Here is a 24,694-nt window from a genome sequence, read left to right as displayed (position 1 = left end):
GACTATGAAGAAGATATTTTATTATATAGCATTTTTAGCAGTAAGCTTTGCACTAACTTCGTGTGAGGATATGTTTGATAGAAAACCGCTTGGACAACAGACAGAGGATGATTTGACTGGTGGTACTTATGAAACACAGGTTTTTAATATGTATGCCAAGTTGCGCGGTTTTCATTTGACAAGCGGCAATACTGCATTGGCAATCCACGGTATGCGTTCTGAGGACGCAGAGAAAGGAAGTACATTGTCCGATGGAGCAGCTACCGGCAAGATGTTCGATGACTTTGAATATTTGGCAAGTAATGGGATGATTAAGAGTTATTGGAATGATAACTATTCATTGATACATAAGGTAAATGATTTGCTTGATGAGATGAGCCAAAATCCGTCATTGACAGAAGGTGACCTCGTCAATAAGGGGGAAGCTTTGTTTGTACGTGCTTTCTGTTATTTCAACCTTGTACGCGCTTTTGGTGAAGTGCCTTTGATTGACTTTAAAGTTTATGATGCAGCTGAGGCAAATGTTCCAAAGTCTTCTGTGGCAAAGATATATGAATTAATAGATTCTGACCTTACGGAAGCCGAAAACAGTCTGCCCAGAACGTGGGAGCAACTTTATGTAGGTCGTCTCACTTGGGGAGCTGCTCGTTCTCTTCATGCACGCACATACATGATGCGTAATGACTGGGGGAATATGAAGGCTGCCGCTGAAGAAGTGATTAACTCCGGTTTATATAATCTGAAAACACCTTATGAAGACATATTCCGAGAAAAAGGTGAAAACTGTAGTGAATCTGTTTTTGAATTGCAATGTACGGCAACAGAATCACAACCAGGTTCTAATGACATAGGAAGCCAGTTTGCTTCCGTTCAGGGTGTACGTGGCGCAGGCGAGTGGAATCTCGGTTGGGGGCAACACACCGCTACTCAAGAATTGGCAGATGCTTTTGAAGAGGGAGATCCGAGAAAAGACGAAACTCTGCTTTATTTTATACGCAACGGCAAGGACGATCCAGAGTCCATACCTGCTAACAAGCCTTATGGTGAGAAACCTATTTCGAATGCTGATGTTATAGCTAAATACTTTAACAAGAAGGCATATACGGACCCGGCGATGCGTTTGAAATTCACAAAGGGAGGATATTGGGTAAATATTCGTCTGATACGTTATGCTGATGTGGTATTAATGGCTTCCGAAGCTGCTTGTGAATTGGGTGATTTGTCTTCTGCCCGTAACTATTTGGAGATGGTGCGCGCTCGTGCTCGTGGCAATAATATCGGAATTCTACCGGAAGTGACGACCAACAACCAGAATGAACTGCGTGAGGCCATTCGTCATGAAAGACGTGTTGAGTTAGGTATGGAGTTCGACCGTTTCTACGACTTGGTTCGTTGGGGTATTGCTAAAGAGGTACTTCATGCGGCAGGCAAGACCGGTTATCAAGACAGACATGCTTTGTTGCCCATTCCGCAAGACGAAATTGACAAGTCGAATGGTGTATTGGTTCAAAATCCCAATTATTAATCTATAAATGTACTAACTACTTATGAAAAAATATATAGTATCTGTGGCTTCTTGCCTGTTTGCATTGTGTATGCAGTCTTGTTTTCAGGATATGGATCATCCTGCTTTCGACTACCCTGAGAGTACAGGTGAAGTACCTACTACCCCTTTGAAGATGTATCTTCCTTTTGATGAAGAGGACATTCGGGATAAAGGTGAATGGGGATTTTTGGTAGCAGATAACGGTAATGCCAAGTTTGCGGAAGACGGAATCGCTGGCATGGCCTATCAAGGTGCTGAGAATGCTTACATTTTGGCCAAGACTCCTTCTATATTGGAAAATAACATGCCCACTATCGGTGATTTGACTGTAGCTTTCTGGATGAGAACCACTAAGAATACTTCTGCGCAAGGTTTGTTCTCTATCCCTAACTCTATTAAATTCTGGGGCAACTTCGACATCTTCTTGGAGAATAATAATAGCGAGACTCAGGCATTTTTCAAGGTTCATATCTTCAATCAGACAGCAAAAGAGAATGATGAAAGATGGGTTGAGGCAAAAATAGATGATATTTTTGGTAGCGAATGGGTGCATCTGGCTTTTGTGTATGATGGCAATACTTCTACCATTACTGTTTATCGTAATGGTGAGGGTGTCTTTACCAAAGAATTGCCAGATTGTGGGAAATTGAAGTTTAATAATGTAGGCGCTTCTTTGGCTGTTGGTGCATTTCAGTTCAGCACTACTCCGAGTCTTACTTCGGGTGCAGGAGCACAAACCTGGGCAAAGAACTTTCCCGGTCAGCTTGATCAGTTCCGCTTATATGACAAGGTGTTGACGGCAACCGAAATTCAGAGTATTTACTCTGGAAAAGAATGAAGCTACACTTTAATCTGATGATAGGATGAAAGTATTATATTTCATAGTATGTCTTTTGTTGGTTGCGTGCGGTGGTGATGATCAACCTGAAGTGAATCAGCCTTTCGAGTTGAAGAATATCATTGTGGGTGACCAACAAAACCAACAGACATTTGAGAATGTTGCTCCCAATGTAGCCATTGTTTTGGAGTTCTCGGATGCTGTAGATGAGGCTTCAGCCCGTAACAATATTGCTTTGAAACATGAGGAGCTTCCCATAAGCTGCGATTATGAGTTCCTGCAAGAGAAAAAAGTATCGATGACTCCTAAGGAGGGGTTTAAAATCTTGTCATCGTATAAATTGATTGTCAATCCGGGGGTGAAATCCACTTCCGGGACACTGCTTTCCAATGGCAAGGTTTGTATGATTAAGACAGGAATGGATGATACAGATAAGTTTGAGCGTATCCCTGATGAGGACTTGTTGACATTGGTACAGAAGCAGACCTTTAAGTACTTCTGGGACTTTGGGCATGAATATTCCGGAATGGCGCGCGAACGTACTACTTCGGGCGATGTCGTTACTACCGGTGGTACCGGCTTTGGCGTGATGGCCATGCTGGTAGCTGCTGAACGGGGCTTTATTACCCGTCAGCAAGCTGTTGAACGAGTGCAGAAGATAGTTACTTTTCTTGATAAGGAATGTACGGCTTATCATGGTGCTTATGCACATTGGATAAATGGCGCAACGGGAGCAACCAAACCTTTCAGTGAGAAAGACAACGGTGCCGATTTGGTTGAGACATCCTTGTTATTTCAAGGTTTGCTTGCCGCTCGAGCCTATTTCAAGGAAAATACGGAAGTAGAAAGCAGGTTGCGTGCCGACATAACCCGTCTTTGGGAAGCTATTGACTGGACTTGGTTCCGGAAAAATGGTGAAGATGTACTATATTGGCATTGGAGTCCCGATTACGGTTTTGAGAAGAACCTGGCAATAAGAGGATGGAATGAGTGTCTGATTACTTATATACTTGCTGCTTCGTCTCCAACACATGCTATCGATAAAGTTGTATATGAAGCGGGCTGGGCTAAAAATGGAGGAATCAGGAATGGAAAATCTTATTATGGCATCACTCTTCCTTTAGGTTCGGATAAAGGGGGACCGCTGTTCTTATCTCAATATTCTTTTCTAGGCATTAACCCACAAGGACTGGAAGACCAATATGCCGATTACTGGATGCAAAATCGCAATCATACGTTGATTAATTACAATTATTGTAAGGAAAATCCTAAAGGATATACGGGTTATAGCGCTTCTTGTTGGGGGTTGACGGCAAGTGACGGCGATACGGGATATTCAGCTCATTCACCTACTAATGATAAAGGGGTCATTGCTCCAACAGCTGCTTTGTCTGCATTTCCTTATACTCCGGAGGAGTCAATGGAAGCGCTGCATTTCTTCTATTATAAGATGGGAGACAAACTTTGGAAAGATTATGGTTTTATAGATGCCTTTAATTTGACGGCAGATTGGTACGATACTCAGTACATAGCCATTGACCAAGGGCCGATAATCTGTATGATAGAGAATTATAGAACAGGTCTCCTTTGGAATTTATTTATGTCTATACCGGAAATCCAACAAGGACTGAAGAAGCTTGGCTTTCAGAGTCCGTGCTTAAACTAAAAGAATGATTATGATGAGAATATTAATATATTTGATACTTTTGCTATACCCTTTTAATTTGATTTCGGGACAGAAAAAGCAGAAGCGGCTTTCTGACGACGAACTTATGACCCTCGTTCAGAAGCAAACTTTCCGTTACTTTTGGGATTTTGCCCATCCTGAATCCGGATTGGCGCATGAACGGAGTAACGGTGGTGCCGAGACAGCTACCATTGGTGGGTCGGGATTCGGAGTGATGGCTATCATTGTCGGCATAGAACGCGGGTTTATCACCCGTGAACAAGGTGCTGAACGTATACTGAAGATTGTTCGTTTCTTGAGCGACAAGAATACCGACAGTTATCACGGCATGTGGGCACATTGGATGAACGGTAAAACCGGTAAGACCATTCCTTTCAGCCGTAAGGATGATGGAGCCGATATTGTAGAATCCGCTTTCATGTTCGAAGGTTTGTTGGCTGCCCATCAGTATTTTATAAAGGATAATCCGACGGAAAACCGTATCCGGGGAATGATTAATAATCTGTGGCGCCAAGCAGAGTGGAATTTTTTCACTCAGGGGCAAGATGTGATGTATTGGCATTGGTCACCCTATAACGGGTGGGCGATGAACCATCAGATTAAAGGTCATAACGAGTGCCACATTATTTATATTTTAGGTGCGTCTTCTCCTACTTATCCGATTGCCGAGAGTGTTTATCATAAAGGCTGGGTCAATGCGAATACTTTTCTGAATGGTCGGGAGTATTATGGCATCAGGCTTCCTCTCGGAAACGATAACGGTAAGGGCGGTCCTTTGTTCTTTACTCATTACTCTTACATGGGGCTTGATCCGCATGGCTTGAAGGACCGCTATGCTGACTACGAGGAACAAATGAAGGCCCATACCTTGATTAACCGTGCCTATTGTATCGACAATCCGAAGGGATATAAGGGTTACGGTGAGAAATGCTGGGGATTGACAGCCAGTGACGGTGATAAAGGCTATTCGGCCCATAGCCCCGGAAATGATCGCGGCGTGATTACGCCTACTGCGGCCCTTTCATCCATCCCTTATACACCGGAATATTCTTTGGAGGCCATGCGCTATTTCTATGAAGAACTGGGTGACCGTCTTTGGGGTGAATATGGGTTCAAAGATGCATTTAATCTGACTGAGGATTGGTTTGCGCCTTCGTATCTTGCCATTGACCAGGGACCGATTATTGTGATGATAGAGAACTATCGCACCGGTTTAATTTGGAAGCTTTTCATGAGTCATCCCGATGTACAGAAGGGATTGAAGAGATTAGGCTTTACGTCTCCTTATTTGAATAAGGCTGATTAGGTTTGGCAGGATTTGATTTTGGTAAATTTTATATAGATTAAAAAGGATTATAACCATGAAAAACGTGCTTTTCAATAGTGTATTGGTTGCTTTCGTATTGCTTGTCGCCTCGTGCGGCAAGCAACCGGAAGCTAAGGTGGAGGTGATGTCGTTTAATATCCGTCTGGATCATGTAGCGGACAGTATGAATAACTGGAAATACCGTAAGGATAATGCAGCACAGATGATTGCTTATTATGCTCCGGACATTGTGGGCATGCAGGAGGTGGTAAAGAATCAACTCAATGACTTGAAGGAGCGTCTTCCTCAATATACTGCCCTTGGCGTAGGTCGTGCAGATGGAAAAGAGAAAGGCGAATATTGCTCCCTTTTTTATAAGACAGAGCGTTTTGAGCTTTTAAAGAACGGAGATTTCGGACTGAGTGAGACTCCCGATTCCATCGGAAAGAAAGGCTGGGATGCGGCATGCGAGCGTATCGTGACTTGGGCTGTGTTGAAAGACAAGGTGAGTGGCAGGAAAGTAGCTGCTTTCAACACCCACTTTGACCATGTAGGTGAGGTGGCACGTCGAGAAAGCGCTAAGTTAATACTCGAGAAGATAAAGCAAATAGCGGGAGAGCTTCCGGTAATTATCACTGGAGACTTTAATGGAACGGTAGACTCCGAGCCGGTCACTATATTGACGGAAGGTGGAATGAGGAACGCTTGTTCCACGGCAAAGGTCGTTTACGGACCGACATGGAGCTTTCATGACTTCGGACGTATTCCGGTGGAGAAGCGCAGGCTGATAGATTTTATATTCGTAAATGCTTCTGTAGAGGTGGAGCGTTACCGCACAGTTGGCGATAAGCCGGACAATGGCTATCTTTCCGACCATGCTCCCGTATTGGTTACTTTGAAACTGTAAAGAGGCACTCGTCTAATTCTATTCTGCATTATTTACAAATCATAAGGGCTCAAGAAACACTTGTATACTGAACCTAATTCAGTCGTATAGTGAATGCCATTCAGTCGTATACTGAATAGGGTTCAGTCGTATACTGAATGCACTGTATTCTAACTGTACTGATAATCAGTAAATTATAAAACGGTATTACGCCTTTGATAAATTACAACAAATAATGAATACATGAAAAATAAACTATCCTGGGGAATTGCCTTGTTGCCCTTTGTTCCTTCGGTTTGGATGCAAGGACAAGAACAGAAACAAGGAATAGGAAACAGGCGTCCTAACATTATTTTTATCATGAGTGATGACCATGCCCGACAAGCAATGAGTATATATGGACATCCCATAGGTAAAATAGCTCCTACTCCCCATATTGACCGTATTGGGCATGAAGGGGCGGTATTTCAGAATAATTACTGTTGCAATTCCATTTCCGGTCCCAGTCGTGCAGCCATACTGACTGGTAAGCATAGTCATAAGAATGGTTTTATGAGGAATGGAAATAAAGGATTTGACGGTTCGCAGCAGACACTGCCGAAGATATTGCAAGCAAACGGTTATGAAACAGCCATTATCGGCAAGTGGCATCTTGTTTCAAAGCCTACCGGGTTTGACCATTGGATGATTTTGAATGATCAGGGAGATTATTATAATCCGTATTTTATTACCGAGGGAGATACCACTCGGCATAAAGGATATGTAACTGACCTCATCACTCAATATTGTGAAGACTGGATGAGTGGGCGCGAGGATAAGAATAAACCTTTTTTCCTGATGATGCATCACAAAGCCATTCACCGTAATTGGGTGCCTGCCGAACGGCATTATCATTTGTACGAACACACGCAGTTCCCTTTACCCGACAATTATTATGATGCATACGAAGGACGTTATGCGGCACAAATGCAGAAGATGAATATATACCGTGATATGTACGAAGGTCACGACTTGAAGATGGTTGCGGGTATGAATAGCGACAGTCTGCTATTCGACCCGTGGCCTCATGCTTTTCTTGGTACGATGGAGCCGGATGAGCGCCGCCGTTTTATGGATGCCTATCGTGAACGGAACAATGAATTTTATTCGAAACAGCGTACTTTCAAAGAGGTGGCAGAATGGAAATATCAGCGTTATTTGCAGGATTATATGGCTTGTGTGGCAAGCGTGGACGAGAGTGTAGGAGAAATATTGGATTATTTGAAGCGTACCGGATTGGATAAAAATACGATTGTCGTTTATACTACAGACCAGGGGTTCTATCTGGGCGAGCACGGTTGGTTTGATAAACGTTTTATGTACGAGGAGTCTTTCGGTATGCCGATGGTAATGAGCTGGCCGGGACATATTAAGCCTGGAACGCAGGTAACAGGATTAACTCAAAATATTGATTTCGCTCCCACTTTTCTCGATATGTGTGGAATTGAGATTCCTGAAGACATGCAGGGAGTGTCATTTCGTCGGTTGGTAGAGGGAGAAAATACTCCACGAAACTGGAGGAAGTCACTTTACTATCACTATTATGAATTCCCCGGTTTTCATAGTGTCCGTGCACATTACGGTGTCAAGATGGAGCGCTATAAATTGATGCATTTTTATGTGGATGACAAGTGGGAACTTTATGATTTGAAGGAGGACCCGGCAGAAATGCATAATTTGTATGGTGAAAAAGGGATGGAGAAGGTTGCTGCAGAATTGAAAGCGGAACTTGCCCGCCTGCAGGAAGAATATGATGTTCCTGAATCTCTGTGCAAATAATAGTGCATATTATTATGACGTATAAATGAAGTTTAGAATGAAAAGAATCTATTTATTAATCATTTTAGTAGTAGGCTGTGTAATGTTGTCTGCTCAACAAGATCCATTTACCAATCGCATACCTTGTCATTTGAAGGCTAGTCGTGTAGGTACAAATAGCGTAGAACTTATTTGGGAGAATGTAGTAGAGGCTGTAAGTTATGAGGTTTACAAGGAAGATACTTTATATAAGACTGTTAAAGAAAATCGCATTACAGTGGAAGGGCTGAATTCGTTTGATATTTACTTCTTCTCAGTGAAGGCTAGGAATAGTCATGGAGAGTTCAGTCGCGAGAGCGAGAAACTTTATGTAGCTACCGCTGAGACAAAAAGGCAAAAGGATAAGCGGATGGCGTGGTGGCGTGAAGCCCGTTTTGGGATGTTTGTCCATTGGGGCCCTTATTCTGCATTAGGTGGGCATTATACAGGACCCACGTTTCTGCAGACAAATGAAAAACATCCTTGGATAGAGGCTGACGGCATGATAAAAGATTACTATTCATGCTATCGTCCTGAATGGGTATCTTCCGATGGGAGTATAAAGACAGACCCAACTACAGGCAAACCTTATAAAAGAGGGCAATATGCCGAATGGATAATGTTTGCGGCTCAAATACCCAGGGATGAGTATCTGAAGCGGGCAAAGGAGGATTTCAAAGCAGAAAAATTCGATGCTAAAGAATGGGTAAGGATGGCTAAAGAGGCAGGGATGAAATATATTGTCATTACTTCAAAGCACCATGATGGCATTGCACTTTTAAATACACCTGTGGGGCATACTATTTTTAAAGATACAGATATCCGCAGGGATATATTGAAAGAACAGGTGAATGAAGCGAGGAAGGCCGGTCTGAAAATAGGTTTTTATTATTCGCAGGCATTGGACTGGAATAATCCGGGGGGGATGGGATGGATTCCGCAAAATGACGCGCCTAATCGGGAAGCTTCCTATGCAGACAAAGCAAAATATACGGATGAAATAGTTATCCCTCATTTACACACTATCATAAATGATTATAAAGTTGATCTTATTTGGTGGGATATGGGAGCAAGCAGCGCTCCCGAATTTAAATATCGTATGATGAAAGCTATCAAGAACATACCTGGTACGGAACGTTTAATTTTTAATGACCGAATGGAGGATAAGCTGACGGGTGATTTTAAAACTCCGGAACAAAGCATACCTGATATGCCTTCCAATGGAGATGGTACAGATTGGGAGACTTGTATGACCTTGAATGACAATTGGGGATATGCTGCCCATGATATACGCTGGAAGACTACAGAGGATGTTCTTCAAAAATTGATTGATATTACCAGTAAAGGGGGGAATTATCTATTGAATATCGGTCCGAAAGCAGATGGTACTTTCCCTGCTGAAAGCATCAATTGCTTGGAGGAAGTCGGCAGTTGGATGAAGGTGAACAGTGAAGCTATTTATGGTACAATACCGAGTCCGTTTGTTAGCCAACTCGATTGGGGAAGAGCTACCAGAAAAGAAGTGGACGGTAAACAGTTTCTTTATTTGCATGTTTTTACTCAATATTGGCCGAAAGACGGCAAACTTCTTGTCCCGGATTTTGGCTCTGGGATAAAACGGGCCTATTTATTGATTGATGCGAAGAAAACTTCTTTACCTATAGACAAAATGGGAGACAATCATATATTTTCTTTACCTTTAGACGCTCCTGATAAAATCAGTACGACCATTGTTGTAGAAACTTTGTGACGTAGGTAGGGCTGTAGTATAATAATATAAATATGGATAATATGATGAAAAGATTAAGTGGTTTGGTGCTGCTGTTGTGTTTGGCGAATTTCCTTTCTGCACAAGACATGCATATGGATACTTATTGTAATCCTTTAAATATCGATTACACGTACATGATTTATAATTCGGATAAGAATATCTCCTACCGTTCTGGTGCCGATCCTGCTGTGGTGGAGTTCCGGGGTGAATATTATATGTTTGTTACCCGTTCACACGGTTATTGGCGTTCCAGGGATTTGCTGAACTGGGAGTTTGTACGTCCGGGCAGGAACTGGTATCCGCAAGGGTGTAATGCTCCGGCGGCACATAATTACAAAGATTCGGTACTTTATGTGACCGGTGATCCTTCCGGTTCCATGAGTATCCTTTATACGGATAATCCGGCTTCAGGAAACTGGGAAGCTGTTCCGGCAATTTTGCATAATCTGCAAGATCCCGATTTGTTTATTGACGATGACGGTAAAGCGTATATGTTCTGGGGTTCTTCCAATGTGTATCCTATCAGGGGAATGGAACTGGACAAGAACCGGCGTTTCATCAAGAAGGGAGAAACGAAAGAACTCTTCAATTTGGATATGCCTAAACATGGCTGGGAACGTTTCGGTGAAAACCATACGGATACTGTATTGGGCGGATATATTGAGGGGCCTTGGCTGACGAAGCATAATGGGAAATACTATATGCAATACGGTGCTCCGGGAACGGAATTCAATGTCTATGCCGATGGTGTTTATGTGGCCGATTATCCGATGGGGCCTTATACTTACCAAAAGCATAATCCGGTGTCCTACAAGCCGGGTGGTTATATGAACGGTGCCGGACATGGAAGTACCGTGCTTGGTCCTGGGGGGCAGTATTGGCATTTTGCTTCGATGTCACTCTCTATCAATGTGAATTGGGAACGTCGCCTTTGTATGTTTCCGGCAGGGTTTGATAAAGATGGCATTATGTATGTAGATACCCGTTTCGGAGACTATCCCCGTTATGCACCTGCCGTACCGGGCAAGGCTGGACAGTTCCGTGGCTGGATGTTGCTCTCGTATGGCAAGCCGGTGACGGCTTTTACTACAAAAGACGAATTTAAGGCAGATGCCCTAACGGATGAACTGACTAAAACTTTTTGGCTTGCCGAGGCTAATGACGAACGGCAGTGGGTGATGATTGATTTAGAGAAACCTGCTGATGTGTATGCTGTTCAGATAAACTATCACGATTATCAAAGTAATATGTACGGTCGCTACGAAGGACTCCATCACCGTTATCTCATCGAAGGTTCTCTTGATGGTGAGAATTGGGATATATTGGTGGACCGTAAGGAAAGTTATAGGGATACTCCGAATGATTATGTTGAACTGGCATTACCCAAGTCTGCCCGTTATATCCGTTATAAAAATATAGATATACCGACACCGAATCTGGCTATATCTGAACTTCGCGTCTTTGGATTGGGTACGGGGAAGGCACCGCAACAACCCAAAAAGTTGGTACTTGACCGCCAAGCAGACCGTCGTGACATCTCCATCCGTTGGGAGGCTGTGAAAGGTGCACAAGGTTACAACATACTTTGGGGCATTGCACCGGACAAACTTTACAGCTCTTGGATGGTCTATGATAAGACTGATTTATTGATGAAAACCCTTACTGCTGATCAGGATTATTATTTTTGTGTGGAGGCTTTCAATGAAAATGGTGTATCTTTACGTTCGGAAGTTAAACATGTAAAATAAATAATAAGATGAAACGTATAATCGGCATCCTTTGTGGATTATTCTTTTTCTTGTTTTCGTTTGCACAAGAAACCTTTCAAAAGGAAACTTATATCTCTTCCCGTGGAGATACATTGTTGTATCGTTTGTTGCGTCCAGAGGTGATGAAACCTGATGAAAAGTATCCTTTGGTGCTTTTCCTGCATGGTGCCGGAGAGCGTGGCAATGATAATGAGAAACAATTGGTTCATGGTGGGCAGATGTGGCTTAATCCTGTAAACCGCGAAAAGTATCCGGCGTTTATTTTGGCTCCGCAGTGTCCTGAAACCGGATATTGGGCATATACGGAGCGCCCTTCATCTTTTGCTCCGGCAGATATGCCGTTGGAAGTGCCTGTTTCTCCTATTTTCCGTACGTTGAAAGAGTTGTTGGATTTCTATCTGGCCATGCCGCAGATAGACAAAGACCGTATCTATGTTATGGGACTTTCTATGGGAGGAATGGGTACATTTGACATGGCTGTCCGCTATCCGGAGATTTTTGCGGCAGCAATACCTATTTGTGGAACAGTGAATCCGGCACGGTTGAAGGCTGGCAAATCGGTCAAGTTCCGTATTTTTCATGGAGATGCGGATAATGTAGTAACTCCTGAAGGATCGCGTGCAGCATATCGGGCCTTGAAAGCTATTGGTGCCGATGTGGAATATATTGAATTTCCTGGTTGTAATCATGGTAGTTGGAATCCGGCTTTCAACTATCCTGATTTTATGGAGTGGCTGTTTAATCAGAAGAAAAAATGATGAGAATATTGTCTGTTATCGGAGCGCTCTTTTTAGGGGGCGCTTTTTTAACTTCTTGCACCACTTCCGGTCGGGTAAGTACTTTTGTGGTATTGCCGGATACGCAGACTTATCTGGAGCAATGTCCGGAGGTCTTCGATTCGCAAGTGGACTGGTTGGTTGCCAACCGTAAGAAAATAGATGCCGTGTTCCAAGTGGGAGATTTGACACAAGATAATTCTCCGGTGGAATGGGCATATATGCAGAAAGCTTTTCATCGTGTCAGCCAAGCAGGAATACCTTATTCTGTCGTATGGGGAAATCACGATATTGGCAGTAAACCCGGTAAGTTTTCGGACATACATAACACTGCAATGGCCAACAAGTATTTTCCTCTTTCCGGCTATAAGCGGAAGAGCTATTGGGGAGGTAGTGCAGATGGAAAGACATTGGATAACTATTTCATAAATTTCAGGTCGGGCGATACCGATTGGCTGGTCTTGAATCTGGAATTCGGGCCTTCTGATGAGGCTCTGCAATGGGCCGATTCCATAGTGGGTATTCATCCGGATAAGCTTGTCATATTGAATACACACGCCTATTTGTATTGTGACAGTACGTTGCATGACGGGAAAGACTGGTGGCGCCCTCAAGGATATGGCATCGGCAAAGAGTCTGGGCGCACAGTGAACGATGGTGCTGGAATCTGGGAGAAATTGCTTCTCAAACATCGCAATGTGATAGCTGTCTTTTGTGGGCATGTCTTGAAAAGCGGAGTCGGCACGCTGGTCTCTATAGGGAAAGAGGGAAATAAAGTGTATCAGATGCTGGCAAACTATCAGCGTGGTGTGGAAGGTAGTAGATTGGGAGGTGAAGGCTACTTACGTATTGTAACTTTTAACCGGAAGACAAGGGAGATAGATGTGAAAACCTATTCTACTTGGAATAAAGCCTACCACCCCTCCGAACATCATAACTTTAAGTTCAAAGAGGTGGACTTTGATAAATATCTACGCTGAAATTTTTCAGAAAATAGATTCCTGTGTCTGTGTGGTCAGCAGTTCCAAAGCCTTGATGCCCATAACGGAATTCCCTTTCTGGTTCAGTCTTGGGCTCCATACTGCGACTGAATAACGCAGTGGATAAACTGCAGCTATGCCGCCTCCTACACCACTTTTTCCAGGAAGGCCTACTAGATAAGAGAACTCTCCGGCTTCGTCATAAAAACCACATGTTTGCATGATGGCATTGATCCTTTTTACCTGAGAGGAGGTCAGAGTGATGTTTTCGAACGCAAAGGCTTGTTTATGGTTGGCGAAAGGTAAAAATGCCTTAGACAAATCATAACAGCTCATCTCTATGGAGCATTGCAGGAAATAGAAGCGGAGTACGCGTTCTATGTCATTGTTTATGTTATGATGATATTTCAACAGATTGGTAATTGCCGCATTCAGGTAGCCGTTTTCGCGTTCGGATAGGGCTACTTCTTCATTATAATCAATCTGGTTGTTTCTGCTGAGTGAACGGACAAAACGGATATATTCCTCTTTTGGATGCTTTAAATGGCTCAATAGAATGTCGGTCATCACAATGGCGCCGGCATTGATAAATGGATTTCGGGGAATACCTTTTTCTACCTCTAGTTGCACTAGCGAGTTGAAAGCAGTGCCCGAGGGTTCTTTACCCACTCTTTTCCATAGATTGTCTCCTTCAAGGCTTAGGCACATGGCAAGGGAAAATACTTTCGAAATACTTTGTATGGAGAAGCCGGTAGTAGCTTCTCCATGCATGAAGGTTTCGCCTTGTATGGTGTGAATGCACATTCCGAACTGGTCCGGATTGATTTTGGCGAGTGCCGGAATGTAATCAGCTTGCTTGCCAATAGTGGCATAAGGCTCTATTTCTTGATGAATACCTTTCAGTATTTTCTGATAATCCATATTATAGTTCTTTTATTTCTCTATATAGTCGCCATTGTCCCTAATGAGTTCTATCAGCTTTTCCACCGCCTCTTCTTCGGGAATGTTCTTTTCGATGCACTCCTTCTTCTTGTAGAGGCTGATTTTGCCTCGTCCGGCGCCTACATAGCCATAATCAGCATCGGCCATTTCTCCGGGACCGTTGACAATGCATCCCATGATTCCTATCTTGAGTCCTTTCAGATGGCCGGTGGCTGCCTTGATACGGGCAATGGTACTTTCCAGGTCGTAGAGGGTGCGTCCGCAGCCGGGACAAGAGATGTATTCGGTCTTGCTGGTACGTACACGTCCGGCTTGCAGGATACCGAAAGCAGTGGCATCCACTACTTTGCCGCTTATGGTTTCTCCTTGGTTGAAGAGAAGGATACCGTCGCACAGACCGTCGAAGATAAGTGCTCCCATGTCTGCAGCCGCTTTGATTTGCAGATTTTCCAGTTCGCTTTCTGCGTAGTGTTCAAAGAATACTACCGGGTTTTTCAGGTCTTCCTTCATCATTTGGTGTACCAGGGCGCGTTGTTCTCCCAATCGGTTGGGGTGATTGCTTTGTGAAACTAATACGACTTCCGGATGATACTTCAGGCAGGCGATGGCTTCGTCATTCAGCCCCATGTACGTGATGAAGAGGAATTTCAAAGAAGCGCCGCAGCTGCTTAGGAAAGGAAGCTGGTCTCCTTTGAAGGCGGGCCAGGCATTGTCCGGTTCCGTTCCGCCGTTACTGTGCTCCATCCAGACATCGGCATCGATGATGCATTGCATGCCTTCCGGAAGTTGCCGGGGGATGGAGCGCCCCGTATAGATATAGTCCGGCATGAATTGCGGGTTGAAGTCCATATCTCCGTCCAGGCGTGCAGCGATGACCACAGGCAGATTGTCTCCACCGATATGGTGTACGGCACCGGTCTTGCGGCGGGTGGGAGAGAGATAATTGAATTCCGGTACATCTGCTCCGGGGATGTAGGGGTGGTCGTGTCGTTGTACAATGTAATCCACCAGTTTGCGGGCTACGGGGATTTCTGCCTCCGGAGCTTCACTCAGGGAAACCCGGATAGTGTCACCCAAACCATCTGCCAGCAGGGCACCGATGCCCAGGGCTGACTTGATGCGCCCGTCTTCTCCGTCTCCGGCTTCCGTTACACCGAGATGCAGCGGGAATCGCATGCCTTCTTGTTCCATTACGGCTGCCAGCAAGCGCACTGTCTTTACCATGACCACTGTATTGGACGCCTTGATGGAAATGACTACATCCGTGAAATTCTCTTGCACGCAGATGCGCAGAAACTCCATACAAGATTCCACCATGCCTTCCGGTGTATCGCCATAGCGCGACATGATGCGGTCGGATAATGAACCGTGGTTCACGCCGATGCGGATGGCAGTATGGTTCTCCTTGCAGATATTAAGGAAGGGGACAAAGCGGTCGTGTATCTTCTGCAACTCCTGGGCATACTCTTCATCGGTATACTCCAAATGTTTGAAAGTACGTGCTGCATCCACATAGTTTCCCGGATTGATGCGTACTTTTTCTACATACTGTGCTGCCACGTCCGCTACCTTCGGGTTGAAGTGAATGTCGGCCACAAGCGGCACCATATATCCGTCCTGGCGTAGGCCTATGTTGATATTCATCAGGTTTTCAGCCTCTTTGATGCCTTGGGCCGTGAGGCGTACATACTCTCCTCCGGCGTCGACAATACGTTTGGCTTGCGCCACACTGGCTTCTGTGTCCTGCGTAGCGGTGTTCGTCATACTTTGTATGCGGATAGGATTGGAGCCGCCCATAGGGGTGGCTCCAATGTTTACTTCTGACGTTTCCCGTCGGGAATAGTTAAATAGATCCACGATGATATTTACAGTTAAAGGATTAAAAGATTTACGATTGGATGATTTACGATGTACGATTGAAATTACTTCTTGGTATCTTCAATCGTACATCGTAAATCATCCAATCGTAAATCAATTGGTTTTGTATTCGTACTTCACATCCTTCAAGTCCTCATTTGCCTTGACTATTTTCTTTTTCAGCCCTTCTTTGTAGGTGGCAAATGTTTCGGCCAATGAGGAATCGCCCAATGCCAGCATTTGTACGGCAAGGATGGCAGCGTTCATGGCACCATTAATGGCAACGGTGGCTACCGGTATGCCCGGAGGCATCTGGATGATGGAGTAGAGGGCATCTACGCCATCGAGTACAGACCCTTTTACGGGAACCCCGATTACCGGCAGTGTGGTATTGGCAGCAATGACGCCGGGCAGGGCGGCAGCCATACCGGCAGCGGCAATAATCACTTTAATGCCGCGTTGGCGGGCATTCTTGGCAAATTCCTCCACTGCTTCCGGTGTGCGGTGAGCAGAGAGAGCGTTCATTTCGAACGGTACATGCAGGTCATTGAGCAATTGTGCGGCCTTCTCCATAACGGGGAGGTCGGAAGTGCTGCCCATGATGATGCTAACGATTGGAGACATGAATCTTTAAATTATTAAAGGGTTAATTTTATAAGGGTTAGGGATTAACGATTAGGGGTTAGGGACTGCGCTATCATTCCGTCCGGTGCTAATCGCTAACCCCTAATCCTTTCATTTCATTCGTTTATCAGCGCTTTGTAGGCTTCGGCATCCAGCAGGCTGTCGAAGTCGGCATCAGCGGCGGGTTTGATTTTGATGAGCCAGCCTTCGCCGTATGGGTCCTGGTTTACCAGTTCCGGCTGGTCGGCAAGGGCTTCGTTTTGCTCCAGAATCTCACCGGTTACGGGCAGGAAGAGGTCTGATATGGTTTTTACTACTTCGATGGTACCGAACACTTCGTCGGCAGCCAATGTTTCACCTTCGGTCGGGATGTCGACAAACACAATGTCACCCAGTTGCTCTTGTGCATAATCGGTAATACCTACATAGGCTACATCACCTTCCAGGCGAATCCATTCGTGTTCTTTGGTGTACTTTACATTAGTCGGGAAATTCATGATCATTAGTTTTTAAGGGTTGATACTATGTAAATTAAAAGTTGAAAATTAAAAATTAAACAAGGCTCTTAAAAGAGGAAGATTCGGAACAGTATGTTGCTCAGCGGGTGGAGTACCAGCAACGAGCAGATAAGCCCTACGGCAAAGCCTCCCATAACTTCGCCCAGTGTGTGGTGTCGCAGGATGATGCGGGCGGTGCCCAGCACGCCAGCCACCAGTATAAAGAGGCATAGCCACCATACGGGATTGTAGCTGAACAAGGCGCTGAAAGCTACCAGTCCACCAATTACGGCTCCGGCGCCTGCCATGTGTTCGCTCAGTTTCCATTTTAAGTTGACAATGACGCAGATTATCATCACTACCAGGGCGGAGAGTATGATACCGGTCATGTACCACGGGATATTGAGCCGGTGCATCATGAGCAGGCAGAATACATAAGAAGTGATGGTCAGAATAAAGGGAATGTATCTCCTTTTTCGTTCCACCAGTTCTTCCGGACTGAAACCGTTGATTTTGCGGAAGATGAAGATAGTCAGTGTAGGCATCAGGATGGTGAAGCAATACACCACGCCCAATACTATCAACTTGTACTGCAACGGCATGATGCGCAGGTACGAGAATATAAACAGAACCAGAAATGCCAGGAAAGGGATGGAGAACGGTGTGAATACCGCCGAAATCACTTTCGCTGTTCTGATTAAAGTTTTATCTGCTATAATATGCTCTTCCACAACCTAATTTTATTTACGATTTGACTATTTACAATTTACTATTTGAATGCACTAATCTTTAAACCTTAATCCCTAATCGCTCATCCTTTTCTCTCATCTTCTCAGTCTTGCCACGGGGATATTCATCTGTTGGCGATACTTTGCCACCGTGCGGCGGGCTATGGGATAGCCTTTCTCCTTCAGCAGCTCGGTCAGTTCGTCATCGGTCAGAGGCTTTTTCTTGTCCTCGTTGTCAATGCACTCTTTGAGTATCTTGCGTATTTCGCGTACAGACATCTCTTCGCCGTCTTCGGTTGTGTAGCCGTCGTTGAAGAAGAATTTCAGCGGGTAGATGCCGTAGTTGGTCTGTACATACTTGCTGTTGCTCACACGGGAGATGGTCGAGATGTCCAACCCGGTGCGTTCGGCAACATCTTTCAGAATCATGGGGCGGAGTAATGACTCGTCTCCTTCGAGGAAGAAAGGACGTTGCAGGTCTATGATGGCCTGCATGGTAGTCATCAGCGTATTCTGGCGTTGCTTCACGGCATCGATGAAACCTTGTGCGGCATCCATTTTTTGTTTGAGGAACATCATGGCTTCGCGGGACTCCTTAGACTGATTGGCCCGGTTCTTGGTGTGTTCTTCCACCATCTCGGTGAAGTCGCGGCTCATGCGCAGTTCCGGCACGTTGCGGTTGTTCAGTGTCACGTTGATGGTACCGTCGTCATAAGTGTCTACCAGGAAGTCGGGCACAATCTGCTGCATGTTCTTGCCGATGGCTTCGCCGAGCGAGGCACCGGGACGGGGATTCAGCTTGCAGATTTCCTTAACGGCTTGTTGCAGGGTATCTTCGCTGATACCTAATTTCTGCATAATCTTGTCCCAATGCTTGCGGGTGAACTCTTCGTAGCACTGGGTAAGAATATCTTCTTCTATATAGTATTGTGGAGGCGAGGGCATGGGCCGTTGCGCTTCCTTACGTCGAATCTGGATGAGCAGGCACTCTTGTAGGGTGCGGGCGCCCAGACCGGCGGGGTCGAAGTCTTGTATAATCTTCAATACTTCTTCCAGCTCTTCGGGAGAAGCGTCGATACCAGCGTAGATGGCGAGTTCGTCGCTGATACTGTCCAGCGATTTGCGCAGCAGGCCATCGTCGTCCAGCGAGCCGATGAGATATTCGGCCAGTTCGCGCTGGTGCGGAGTCAAGTCCTGCTCGCCGAGCTGCTGGCGCAAGGTTTCATAGAAGGAGGTGGCGTCGGAGAAAGGAATTTCTTCTGCCTGCTCCCCTTTGCTGCGGTTGTTCTCCTGCAGCTTGTAGTCGGGGATATCGTCTTCGTTCAGATAATCGCTTAAAGAATCATAGCTAGTGTCTCCACCATCTTCTGAGTCGGTTTCCGCATCGGGTGTGTCGGGGTATTCATCGCCGGGAGTATCCTCCTTGCCCTCTTCCAGTGCCGGATTTTCCAGAAGTTCGGCACGTACGCGGTCCTCTAGTTCCACGGCGGGAAGTTCCAGCAGCTTTACCACCAGAATTTGTTGCGGCGACAGCGTTTGTATCTGCTGTTGCGCTTGGGTCTGTACTTGTCGGGAGCCTTGTGCCATATTTTTATAAATTATTCAATGCACTCATTGTGCATCTTCTTTCAGATATTTACCGCAAAAATAGTGAATAGTTCGATAACACGAAACCTCTCTGATGATATTTAACAAGAAAAGAGAAAACAAGCTTTTGCCAATAGCTTGGCAAACTTTTGCCATGCCTATGGCAAGACTTTGCCAACGCGGTGGCAAAACTTTGCCAAAGGCTTGAAAAACGTTGGCAAAATAGTCTTCTGATTATGAACTATATAGATTAATCTCCTTTTTGTATTATCTTCTTTCAAAGATTATCTATATCTTTGTCCTATAACTACTAAAACAAGGAATGTTATGTTTGCTAAAGAAACGTATGTGCAGCGCAGGGCCCAGCTGAAAAAAACGATAGGCTCCGGAGTGTTACTGTTTTTGGGTAACGATGAGCAAGGTTTGAACTATGAGGACAATACTTTCCGTTACCGCCAGGATTCCACTTTTCTCTACTATTTTGGCTTGTCGTTTGCCGGGCTGTCAGCTCTCATCGACATAGATGAAGATAAAGAAATCATTTTTGGCGATGAGCTGACCATCGACCATATTGTCTGGATGGGTACCCAGCCCACCCTTCACGAAAAGGCTTCTGCTGTGGGAATTTCCGAAACCCGTCCTTTTGCCGACATCGTCGGTTATCTGCACAAGGCTGTACAGAAGGGACAGACCATCCATTATTTGCCCCCTTATCGTGCCGAGCATAAGTTGAAACTGATGGACTGGCTGGGTGTTCCTCCGGCACGTCAGGAAGGGTCTGTACCGTTTATCCGTGCGGTGGTGGCACAGCGCAACTACAAGTCGGCAGAAGAAATAGCGGAAATAGAAAAGGCATGCGACGTGACTGCTGACATGCACATCACCGCAATGAAGGTGCTTCGTCCGGGCATGTACGAATACGAGGTTGTGGCCGAAATGAACCGTATCGCCGAGATGAACAACTGCGAGCTGTCTTTTGCCACGATTGCTACTGTCAACGGCCAGACCCTGCATAACCACTATCACGGCAACCGGGTGCAACCGGGAGACCTCTTCTTGATTGATGCCGGCGCCGAGCTGCCTTCGGGTTACTGTGGTGACATGTCGTCTACCGTGCCGGCGGACAAGACTTTTACTCCACGCCAGCGTGCCGTTTACGAAATCCAGAACGCCATGCATCTGGAGTCTGTTAAAGCGCTTCGCCCGGGCATTCCCTATATGAAGGTGTACGAGCTTTCCGCCCAAGTGATGGTGGAGGGGCTGAAAGAGCTGGGATTGATGAAGGGCAATGCCGAAGATGCCGTGCGCGAAGGGGCGCATGCCTTGTTTTATCCCCATGGACTGGGCCATATGATGGGGTTGGATGTGCACGATATGGAGAACCTGGGTGAGCTCTGGGTAGGCTATGACGGTCAGCCCAAGAGTACGCAGTTCGGCCGCAAGAGCCAGCGTCTTGCCATCCCTCTGGAACCGGGCTTTGTGCATACGGTTGAGCCGGGCATCTACTTCATCCCCGAGCTGATTGACTTATGGAAAGGAGAGAAGAAGTTCATGGACTTCATCAACTACGATAAGGTGGAAGAATACCGCAATTTCGGCGGCATCCGTAATGAGGAGGATTATCTGATTACCGAAACGGGAGCACGTCGCTTGGGCAAGAAAATTCCACTGACACCGGAAGAGGTGGAAGCGTTGCGTTGACAACCACATCCTTAATATACACAGAGAGCCGTTTGTCCCGATAATGCCGGTGGCAAGCGGCTCTCAAATTTAGGGGTCATACAGATTGTATTATGTATGGTTTATGCGTGCAGTTCCAGTACGAACCGTGCTCCCTTGTTGTAGCTGCTGTCTAGTGTCAAGCTGCCGTTCATCTTGGTGGCAATCAGTGAGCAGATGGGGAGTCCCAGGCCGTCGCCTTGCGTCAGGTCTTTCACTTCGGTGAAAGGCTTGAAGATGTTTTCGCGTTGCTCCTCGGGGATACCGCAACCGGTGTCGCTGATGATGAACTGGTGGGTGTGCGCACCACGTTTCTTGAAGTCCAGCCATATTTTTCCTCCAGCAGGGGTGTAATCGGCGGCGTTTTCCAACAAATGCAGCAAGACGCGTTCCAGTTGCTCAGGGTTGATTTTCACATTCAATTTGGGGGCATTCACGGTCAGGGTGACATCTTCTTGTGTCATTCCTTTGATTTTGTCCATGATGCCTTCACAGAAAGTGGAGATATTCTTCTCCTGCACTTCGTAGGGTTCGGACAAGGTGGTTTCCAATTCGGACAGTTCCTGGATATGGTTGGAGAATGCATGCAGGGCTTTTACGCCCGGCAGTGAGGCGTCGAGCGTGTCCAGTGTCGGTTCCATTTGGGTGGAAATGTTCTGGATAAATTTGGTTTTCAGCTCATTGTGCTCATTAGCAATGCTGATGGCCTTCTTCTGTTTACGGGTGAGGATGATGAAACGCAGCAATACGATGGCGCTGAATACCAGTGCGGCGGCAAGGATGGCGGCGAGTATGCAAAGCCCGATGATGATGTACTGCTTGGCGCTTAGGGAATCATCTTTCTCCTGGATAGTGGCCAGGCTTTCATCGTATTTCTTCTTCAGGGCGTTCAGTTCCTCTTGGGCGGTAAGCGCCTTTACGGAGTCGGTCCATAGGATGTACTTGTCGTATGTGCGTGCCACCAGTCCGGCATTGTTTGCCTTGCGGGCAATGCTGATGAGAGTCTTGTAGCATTCGTCTACTTTGGCGTAGTTCTTCTGTTCCTTATATTGCCCTATCAGGCGGTTGGTAGCCGCATCACCTTGTGTGTTCATACCGAAGGTGTAGTAATAGTTGGCCTGCGTATAAAGCAGGTCGTTGCTCAGAGAGTCGTTGTGAGAGGCTTTGGCGGTCTCTTCCAGTTTGGTCAGCTGTTCCTTGGCACGTGCGGGATTTTTCAGGTTGATGTACATCTGCAGGCGTTCCTTGTTGATGCGGAAACGTAGGTTGGGCATGGCCTTGCCCGTTTTCTGTTCGCCGGTTGCCACCACTTGCTCGGCACCGCGCAGCAGTTCAAAAGCTTCTTTATAGTAATTCTCCCGATGGTAGAGGGCGCTGGCATTGACGCCGCATTCCACTGCCTGGGCATACTTGTCTTGCGTGGCAAAGGCATTGTAGGCTTGCAGGAATAGATAGCGGGCTTTGATATATTCTTTTTTCGTAAGATTTTCTTGTGCTTGTTTCATCAATTCGTCTGCACGGTTTTGCGCATGGAGTTGAGTAAAGATGCAGAAAGTCGCTAAGAGAAGTATCGAAATAATTTTTTTCATGTGTACGTTTGTTTTATTTGCTCACAAAGTTAGAATAAAAACTTAGTATTTGAAGCTACTGCCTCCTAAAAATTCTCTCAATAAGGATGTCGGTGGAATTTCTTTGTCCTGCACGGGGGTGAAATATTTGATGAATTTTAGCAACCGGTAGGCTTCTGCGTATTCCGGACAGTTCCGTGGAACACTGGTAAGGATGGGCTCTGCGTGGCAGCGGAGCACGGCGAATTCGAACAAGAGGGCAGAGTTGAACATAACGTCGGCATTTTCCTGATAGGGGAATATCCATTTGTCCTCGCCGGCACGTACACTGGGCCAGCGTGAAATGGTCTCTTGTGCCGAGTAGCCGCGGTAGTTGAAGTCGCGGATGATGCGGCGCAGCAGGCGGTTGTCCGTGGTGGGAATCCAGTTGTGGTCGTCCAGCGAGATGGTGGTCAGGGCAGATACATAAATCTTGTATTTGCTGGCGGCGGGAATCTGTGGTGTCAGTTCAGGGTTCAGGGCATGGATTCCTTCCAGGATGAGGATGGTATGCTCGTCGATGCGCAGCTTGTCTCCCTTGTACTCTTTCTTCCCGAGGTTGAAGTTGAAGCGGGGCAGCTCCACTTCTTCGCCCCGGAGCAATGCTTGTAATTGGGTGTTGAAGAGCTCAAGGTCGAGGGCATAGAGCGATTCGTAATCGTAATTGCCGTTCTCATCGCGCGGGGTGTCTTCACGGTCTACGAAGTAGTTGTCCAGCGAGATGGGGTAAGGACGCAGGCCGTTGGTCATCAGCTGCACGCTGAGGCGTTTGCTGAAAGTGGTTTTTCCGGAAGACGAGGGGCCGGAGATGAGCACGAGCTTCACCCGGTTTCCGTTTTCGCCGCGGTGGTAGATGTCATCGGCAATCTGGGCTATCTTTTTTTCCTGCAGGGCTTCGGCCACGTTGATGAGGTCGGTGGCATGGCCTTCCTCGCAAGCCATGTTGAAGTCGCCTACGTTGCCCAGTCCCATAATGTAGTTCCAGCGCAGGTGTTCCTTGAATACGTCGAGCATTTTCTCTTGTTTCACCACTTCTTCCAGGACATCGGGGTTTGCCCGGTTGGGGATGCGTAGCAGCAGGCCGTCGTAATACTTCACGATATCGAACAGCCAGATGTATCCGGTACTGGGCAACAGGTTGCCGTAGTAGTAGTCTACGGTGTCGCCCAGTGTGTAGTAATAGGTATATAGCGAGCCGGAAGTTTCCAGCAGCTTCACTTTGTCGTTCATGCCCCGTTCGTTGAAGATGCGTACAGCCTCGGTGGTGTGGCATTCTACACGGTGGTAGGGGATGTTCTCGGCAATGATTTCCTGCATCCGTTTCTTGATGGCTGCCACATCTTCCAGCTCTATGGGGCGGCCGATGCGCAGGTTGCAGAAGTAACCTTTGGATACCGGATGCTCTACGAACAGTTTTCCTTCCGGAAACAGCTCGCTGACAGCTTTGTAAAGAATGAAGCAGAGGGAACGGACATAGGTGCGCATACCTGAGGAGTCACGTATGTCGAGAAATTCTACATCCTTATTGTTGTATACACGGAAATTCAGCCCTTCGGAACGGTTGTTGACCTTTGCACTGACTACCTGATAGGGGAAATTTAGATTAAAACCGTAATAAATATCCAAAAGTGAGCTCCCTATAGGGAATTCTTTAGAAATATTATTATTTTTGCAACAAATTTGTAACATGTGTTTCATGATGTCTCGTTTTTAGTGGGTTGACACGTTAAATATAGGA

Annotated in this window: 19 protein-coding genes; 11 read left to right on the top strand and 8 right to left on the bottom strand. The window is 46.1% G+C overall.

Features of this window, described 5'->3' with window-relative positions; all coding sequences use genetic code 11:
• Positions 1-4: 4 nt before the first annotated feature.
• The 10 genes from ITJ87_RS02695 to ITJ87_RS02650 all read left to right on the top strand — a co-directional run bounded on the left by ITJ87_RS02695 (position 5) and on the right by ITJ87_RS02650 (position 13,395).
• Positions 5-1,525, top strand: coding sequence for a RagB/SusD family nutrient uptake outer membrane protein (locus ITJ87_RS02695; protein WP_009037666.1), 1,521 nt, complete (start codon positions 5-7; stop codon positions 1,523-1,525).
• A 22-nt stretch (positions 1,526-1,547) separates the two neighbouring features.
• Positions 1,548-2,384, top strand: a complete 837-nt coding sequence (locus ITJ87_RS02690; RefSeq protein ID WP_005834473.1) for a LamG domain-containing protein — start codon at positions 1,548-1,550, stop codon at positions 2,382-2,384.
• A gap of 25 nt (positions 2,385-2,409) precedes the next feature.
• Complete coding sequence (locus tag ITJ87_RS02685) at positions 2,410-4,050, top strand: glucoamylase family protein (RefSeq protein ID WP_009037667.1); 1,641 nt, start codon at positions 2,410-2,412, stop codon at positions 4,048-4,050.
• A gap of 10 nt (positions 4,051-4,060) precedes the next feature.
• Positions 4,061-5,377 (top strand): glucoamylase family protein, encoded by a 1,317-nt coding sequence (locus ITJ87_RS02680; RefSeq protein ID WP_009037668.1) that lies wholly within the window; start codon positions 4,061-4,063, stop codon positions 5,375-5,377.
• A 55-nt stretch (positions 5,378-5,432) separates the two neighbouring features.
• Positions 5,433-6,284, top strand: coding sequence for an endonuclease/exonuclease/phosphatase family protein (locus ITJ87_RS02675; RefSeq protein ID WP_005834481.1), 852 nt, complete (start codon positions 5,433-5,435; stop codon positions 6,282-6,284).
• A gap of 222 nt (positions 6,285-6,506) precedes the next feature.
• On the top strand, positions 6,507-8,081 hold the full coding sequence (locus tag ITJ87_RS02670) for a sulfatase (RefSeq protein WP_005834483.1): 1,575 nt from the start codon (positions 6,507-6,509) through the stop codon (positions 8,079-8,081).
• Between the two features lie 37 nt (positions 8,082-8,118).
• Complete coding sequence (locus ITJ87_RS02665; RefSeq protein WP_196096311.1) at positions 8,119-9,849, top strand: alpha-L-fucosidase; 1,731 nt, start codon at positions 8,119-8,121, stop codon at positions 9,847-9,849.
• A 44-nt stretch (positions 9,850-9,893) separates the two neighbouring features.
• Entirely contained in the window at positions 9,894-11,618 is a 1,725-nt protein-coding gene (locus ITJ87_RS02660) for a family 43 glycosylhydrolase (protein WP_117964764.1), read from the top strand.
• Between the two features lie 8 nt (positions 11,619-11,626).
• Positions 11,627-12,397, top strand: coding sequence for a prolyl oligopeptidase family serine peptidase (locus tag ITJ87_RS02655; protein WP_005834487.1), 771 nt, complete (start codon positions 11,627-11,629; stop codon positions 12,395-12,397).
• Complete coding sequence (locus ITJ87_RS02650; RefSeq protein ID WP_005834489.1) at positions 12,394-13,395, top strand: metallophosphoesterase; 1,002 nt, start codon at positions 12,394-12,396, stop codon at positions 13,393-13,395. The genes ITJ87_RS02655 and ITJ87_RS02650 overlap by 4 nt, the downstream gene beginning before the upstream one ends.
• Before the next feature lie 6 nt (positions 13,396-13,401).
• Here the strand turns inward: ITJ87_RS02650 and ITJ87_RS02645 are convergent, their stop codons facing one another.
• The 6 genes from ITJ87_RS02645 to rpoN form a co-directional block, all read right to left on the bottom strand.
• On the bottom strand, positions 13,402-14,316 hold the full coding sequence (locus tag ITJ87_RS02645; protein ID WP_005834492.1) for a glutaminase: 915 nt from the start codon (positions 14,314-14,316) through the stop codon (positions 13,402-13,404).
• Between the two features lie 12 nt (positions 14,317-14,328).
• A complete protein-coding gene (locus ITJ87_RS02640) occupies positions 14,329-16,194 on the bottom strand; it encodes a 4-hydroxy-3-methylbut-2-en-1-yl diphosphate synthase (RefSeq protein WP_117964677.1) in 1,866 nt (621 codons plus the stop codon).
• 114 nt (positions 16,195-16,308) lie between these two features.
• Positions 16,309-16,818 carry a 5-(carboxyamino)imidazole ribonucleotide mutase gene (purE, locus tag ITJ87_RS02635; protein WP_009037672.1) on the bottom strand — a complete coding sequence of 170 codons (510 nt, stop codon included), beginning with the start codon at positions 16,816-16,818 and terminating at the stop codon, positions 16,309-16,311.
• A 116-nt stretch (positions 16,819-16,934) separates the two neighbouring features.
• Entirely contained in the window at positions 16,935-17,315 is a 381-nt protein-coding gene (gene gcvH, locus ITJ87_RS02630) for a glycine cleavage system protein GcvH (protein ID WP_005834498.1), read from the bottom strand.
• A 68-nt stretch (positions 17,316-17,383) separates the two neighbouring features.
• Positions 17,384-18,046 (bottom strand): membrane protein, encoded by a 663-nt coding sequence (locus tag ITJ87_RS02625; RefSeq protein WP_005830565.1) that lies wholly within the window; start codon positions 18,044-18,046, stop codon positions 17,384-17,386.
• 93 nt (positions 18,047-18,139) lie between these two features.
• Positions 18,140-19,630 carry an RNA polymerase factor sigma-54 gene (gene rpoN, locus ITJ87_RS02620; protein WP_117964682.1) on the bottom strand — a complete coding sequence of 497 codons (1,491 nt, stop codon included), beginning with the start codon at positions 19,628-19,630 and terminating at the stop codon, positions 18,140-18,142.
• A 327-nt stretch (positions 19,631-19,957) separates the two neighbouring features.
• Between rpoN and ITJ87_RS02615 the strand changes: the two genes are divergently transcribed.
• Complete coding sequence (locus ITJ87_RS02615) at positions 19,958-21,331, top strand: aminopeptidase P family protein (RefSeq protein WP_005830557.1); 1,374 nt, start codon at positions 19,958-19,960, stop codon at positions 21,329-21,331.
• 101 nt (positions 21,332-21,432) lie between these two features.
• Here ITJ87_RS02615 and ITJ87_RS02610 read toward each other — a convergent pair whose 3' ends face one another.
• Together ITJ87_RS02610 and ITJ87_RS02605 are read right to left on the bottom strand one after the other, a co-directional pair.
• Positions 21,433-22,938: a HAMP domain-containing sensor histidine kinase gene (locus ITJ87_RS02610; protein ID WP_117964684.1), complete on the bottom strand. Its 1,506-nt coding sequence runs from the start codon at positions 22,936-22,938 to the stop codon at positions 21,433-21,435.
• A gap of 42 nt (positions 22,939-22,980) precedes the next feature.
• Positions 22,981-24,654 (bottom strand): nucleoside kinase, encoded by a 1,674-nt coding sequence (locus ITJ87_RS02605; RefSeq protein ID WP_005830553.1) that lies wholly within the window; start codon positions 24,652-24,654, stop codon positions 22,981-22,983.
• Between the last annotated feature and the right edge of the window lie 40 nt (positions 24,655-24,694).

Origin of the sequence: Bacteroides sp. HF-162 (assembly GCF_015679285.1) — a bacterium.
GTDB classification, from domain to species: Bacteria; Bacteroidota; Bacteroidia; order Bacteroidales; family Bacteroidaceae; genus Bacteroides; species Bacteroides uniformis.
Note: the sequence above shows the minus strand (reverse complement) of the source record. Positions and strands in the feature narration are given on the sequence as shown.